Annotated in this window: 4 protein-coding genes; 2 read left to right on the top strand and 2 right to left on the bottom strand. The window is 74.3% G+C overall.

Features of this window, described 5'->3' with window-relative positions; all coding sequences use genetic code 11:
- Window positions 1-166: 166 nt before the first annotated feature.
- On the bottom strand, window positions 167-1,390 hold the full coding sequence (locus V7050_RS19315; RefSeq protein ID WP_324370336.1) for a multidrug effflux MFS transporter: 1,224 nt from the start codon (window positions 1,388-1,390) through the stop codon (window positions 167-169).
- A 99-nt stretch (window positions 1,391-1,489) separates the two neighbouring features.
- The gene (gene dapB, locus V7050_RS19310; RefSeq protein ID WP_324370337.1) at window positions 1,490-2,329 is read right to left on the bottom strand and encodes a 4-hydroxy-tetrahydrodipicolinate reductase; all 840 of its coding nucleotides are present in this window, start codon (window positions 2,327-2,329) and stop codon (window positions 1,490-1,492) included.
- 54 nt (window positions 2,330-2,383) lie between these two features.
- Here dapB and rbfA point away from each other — a divergent pair, with 54 nt between their 5' ends.
- Window positions 2,384-2,782 (top strand): 30S ribosome-binding factor RbfA, encoded by a 399-nt coding sequence (gene rbfA, locus V7050_RS19305; RefSeq protein WP_324370338.1) that lies wholly within the window; start codon window positions 2,384-2,386, stop codon window positions 2,780-2,782.
- 20 nt (window positions 2,783-2,802) lie between these two features.
- Window positions 2,803-3,711 (top strand): tRNA pseudouridine(55) synthase TruB, encoded by a 909-nt coding sequence (truB, locus tag V7050_RS19300; protein WP_324370339.1) that lies wholly within the window; start codon window positions 2,803-2,805, stop codon window positions 3,709-3,711.
- Window positions 3,712-3,827 lie beyond the last annotated feature (116 nt).

Genomic DNA, 3,827 nt, shown 5'->3' with positions numbered 1-3,827 from the left:
CCTTCGGCGTGACGGGGCGGGGCGGGCGCTGCCCGGCGGTGCCCGCCGGGCGGGACGGCGGCCCTAGGCGCGCCAGGAACTCGGCCTGACGGGGTCGCGTCGCCAGATGCCACTTTCCCGCGGCGCGACCCCGCCGCGCCCTCACGCCCCGCCCGGGATCGCCCCGTCACGGGCCGCGAAGCCGGGCGACCTGCATGACCCAGAGCGTCGAGGCGATGCTCGCGGCCGAGCAGAGGAACATCAGCCAGACCAGGGGCGCCGCCCCGGTGCCGGGGCCGAGCAGCGCACCGGCCAGCACCGAGAGCGCGGCGCCGCCGCCGATCATCAGCGCGCCGCCGAGCCCCGAGGCGCTGCCCGCCAGATGCGGCCGCACCGAGACGATGCCGGCATTGGCGCTCGGCAGCAGGAGCCCGTTGCCGAGCCCGATGAAGAGCACGCTCCCGAAGAAGCTGACCGGGGTGAGCACGCCCGCCCCCAGGAGGCCGAGCTCCACCGCCATGCCCGCGGTCGCCACCCCCGCGCCGAGCAGCATCATGCGGTTGACCCCGACCGATGCCGCATAGCGCCCCGAGAGGAAGTTCCCGAGCATGTAGCCGAAGGCGACGAAGCCGAAATAGAAGCCGAGCCGCGCCGGGGCCATGCGGAGCACCTCGCTCGCCACCCAGGGCCCGCCGCCGAGAAAGGCGAAGAAGGTCCCCGAGGCCAGTGCCGCGGTCAGCGAATAGCCCCAGAAGCGCCGCGAGCGCAGGAGCTCGGGATAGGCGCGGAACTGCGCCCCGAAGCTCGGGGAGGGGGTGAGGTTGGTCTCGCCGAGATCGGCCCACATCAGCGCCGTCACCCCCGCGCCCGCCACCAGCGTGAAGAGGAACACCGATTGCCAGCCGAAATGCTCGTCGAGGAAGCCGCCGATCATCGGCCCGACCATCGGCGCGAGCGACATGCCCATGGTGACATAGCCGATCAGGCTCGCCGCCCGGTCCGGGCCGACGAGATCGCGCACGATCGCCCGGCTCAGCACCAGCGCCGAGGCCACCGCCGCCTGGGCGAGGCGGAAGCCGAGGAAGACCGCGAAATTCGGCGCGACCATGGAGCCGAGGGTGGCGACGAGGAAGATCGCGAAACTGACGAGCAGCACCGGCCTTCGCCCGTAGCGGTCCGAGAGCGGCCCGATCAGGAGCTGCAGCACCGCGGTCAGCGCCAGATAGGCCGAGACCGTCAGGGCGACCACCGGATAGGCGGCCGCGTAATGCCGCGCGAGGCTCGGCAGCGACGGCAGCACCATGTTCATGTTCAGCGCCGCGATGGAGGTCATCGCGACGAGGGTCAGGACATGGGGCGGCGTGCGGCGGTCGAGCAGGACTGCCCCGCCCCCGGGCGAATCTTTCGGCATGGGATCAGGACTCGGGCTCCGGGCCGGAATGCCCGGACCCCCTCTCTAGCCCGCCGGCGGCGGCTTGACCATCCGGGGCCGGCGCGCGCCCGCGCGGCCTCAGCGGTCGGGCACCTCCGCGCCCGCCTCGCGCAGGCCGAGCACGTCGATCATGTTGTACTGCCCCGGCTCCTGGTGATGGCCCCAGAGGGCGGCGCGCACCGCGCCGCGGGCGAAGAGCATGCGGTCGGTGGCGACATGGCGCAGGCCGATGCGCTCGCCGGGGCCGGCGAAGATCACCTCGTGCTCGCCGATCACGTCGCCGCCGCGCAGGCTGGCGAAGCCGATCGCCCCCTCGCCCCGCGGCCCGGTGGCGCCGTCGCGCCCGCTCTCGCGCATATCGGCGAGATTGACCCGCCGCCCCGCCGCCACCGCGTCGCCCAGCATCAGCGCGGTGCCCGAGGGCGCGTCGACCTTGTGGCGATGATGCATCTCGACGATCTCCACGTCGTAATCCGGGCCCAGCGCCGTGGCGACGCGCCGCGCCAGCACGGTCAGCAGGTTGACGCCCACGCTCATGTTGCCGGCCCGCACGATCACCGCATGCCGCGCCGCGGCGGCGAGCCGCTCGATGTCGGCGCGCTCGAGCCCGGTGGTGCCGATCACATGGGTGAGCCGCGCCTGGGCGGCCAGCACCGAATGGGCCATGGTCGCGGCCGGCGTGGTGAAATCGAGCACCGCCTGGCTGACCGCGAAGACCTCGAGCGCATCGTCCGAGACGCGGATCCCCGTCTCGCCGGTCCCGAGGCAGGCGCCGAGATCCCGGCCGATCCAGGCATGGCCCGGGCGCACGGTGACGCCCGTCAGCCGGGCGCGCGGCTCCTCCTCCACGGCCTGGATCAGCATCCGGCCCATGCGTCCGGATGCGCCGACCACCGCAATTCCGACCCTCTCGTCCATGGCTCTTTCCGTCCCGCCCTTGACTTCGCCCGACCGCGATAGGATGTGACCGCCATGGCAAAGACAAGAGCCCATGCCGGAGCTGCGGCCGGCCAGCGCCAGCTGCGCGTGGCCGAAGTGATCCGTCGGTCGCTTTCCGCGATCCTCGCCCGCGGCGAGGTGCACGATCCCGATCTCGCCCATGTCTCGGTCACGGTCGCGGAAGTCAAGGTCTCGCCGGACCTGCGGCACGCCACGGCCTTCGTCCTGCCGCTCGGGGGCGTGAACACCGAAGGCGTGGTCCGGGCGCTCACCCGCAACCGCGCCGAGATCCGGCGGCTCGTCACCGCGCAGATCGACCTGAAATATTCCCCGGAGCTGAGCTTCGAGCCCGATCTCAGCTTCGACCGCATGGACCGCACGCGCGCGCTGCTCGGCTCGCCGGCGGTCCGGCGCGACCTCGACCGGGACTGAGCCCCGGGGGCAGCAGGCAGATGGCGCGACGGCAACGCGGAACCCCCGTCCACGGCTGGCTGGTGCTCGACAAGCCCGAGGGCCCGAGCTCGGCCCAGGCGGTGGCGCGGGCGCGCCGCGCGCTCGACGCGCGCAAGGCCGGCCATGCCGGCACGCTCGACCCCGCCGCCACCGGGCTGCTCGCCATCGCCTTCGGCGAGGCGACCAAGACCGTGGCCCATGTCACCGAAGCCGAGAAGCGCTACCGCTTCACCGTGCGCTGGGGGGCCGAGACCGCCACCGACGACGCCGAGGGCGCGGTGACCGCGCGCAGCGCGTCCCGGCCCTCCGAGGCCACGATCCGCGCCGCCCTGCCGGGCTTCACCGGCGACATCCTCCAGGTCCCGCCCCAGGTCTCGGCGGTCAAGGTCGAGGGCCGGCGCGCCTATGCGCTCGCCCGGTCCGGGGAGGCGCCCGAGCTCGCCGCCCGGCCGCTCCATGTCGCGCGGCTCGAGCTCGTCGCGCTGCCCGATGCCGGGCAGGCGGTCTTCGAGATGGATTGCGGCAAGGGCGGCTACGTGCGCGCCATCGCGCGCGACCTCGGCCGCGCGCTGGGATGCCTCGGCCATGTCGCCGGACTGCGCCGGCTGCGCGCCGGGCCCTTCACGCTCGAGGGCGCGCTGGGCTGGGCGGCGCTCGAGCCCGAGAATGCGGCGGCGCTCCGGGCGGCGCTCCTCCCCGTCGAGGCGGGGCTCGGGGCCATGGCCGAGCTCGCCTGCTCCGCGGAGGCCGCGTCCCGCCTGCGCCACGGCAATCCGGCCGAGGTCACGCCCTGCGGCCCGCTCGCCTTCGGCGCCGAGGCCTGGGTCTCGCATGCCGGCCAGCCCGTCGCGATCGGCCATTACCGCGGCGGCCAGCTGCACCCCTCGCGGGTCTTCGTGCTCGACTGACCGGCGGGAAGGTCCGCGCGTAGTGTTTTTGGCAAAGCCCCCCCCCCGGCCTCAACTCCCGGCACACCCAGCACCCCCCTCCCGCCCCGCGGGCCCCGCTGGGCAGCCCCCCCCCC

This window comes from Amaricoccus sp. (genome assembly GCF_036846665.1).
Lineage (GTDB): Bacteria > Pseudomonadota > Alphaproteobacteria > Rhodobacterales > Rhodobacteraceae > Amaricoccus.
Note: the sequence above shows the minus strand (reverse complement) of the source record. Positions and strands in the feature narration are given on the sequence as shown.

Bases quoted from the DNA above. Each gene is read 5' to 3' on its own strand.
- truB (WP_324370339.1), top strand. From the start codon at position 2,803: ATGGCGCGACGGCAACGCGGAACCCCCGTCCACGGCTGGCTGGTGCTC.
- dapB (WP_324370337.1), bottom strand. From the start codon at position 2,329: ATGGACGAGAGGGTCGGAATTGCGGTGGTCGGCGCATCCGGACGCATG.
- V7050_RS19315 (WP_324370336.1), bottom strand. From the start codon at position 1,390: ATGCCGAAAGATTCGCCCGGGGGCGGGGCAGTCCTGCTCGACCGCCGC.
- rbfA (WP_324370338.1), top strand. From the start codon at position 2,384: ATGGCAAAGACAAGAGCCCATGCCGGAGCTGCGGCCGGCCAGCGCCAG.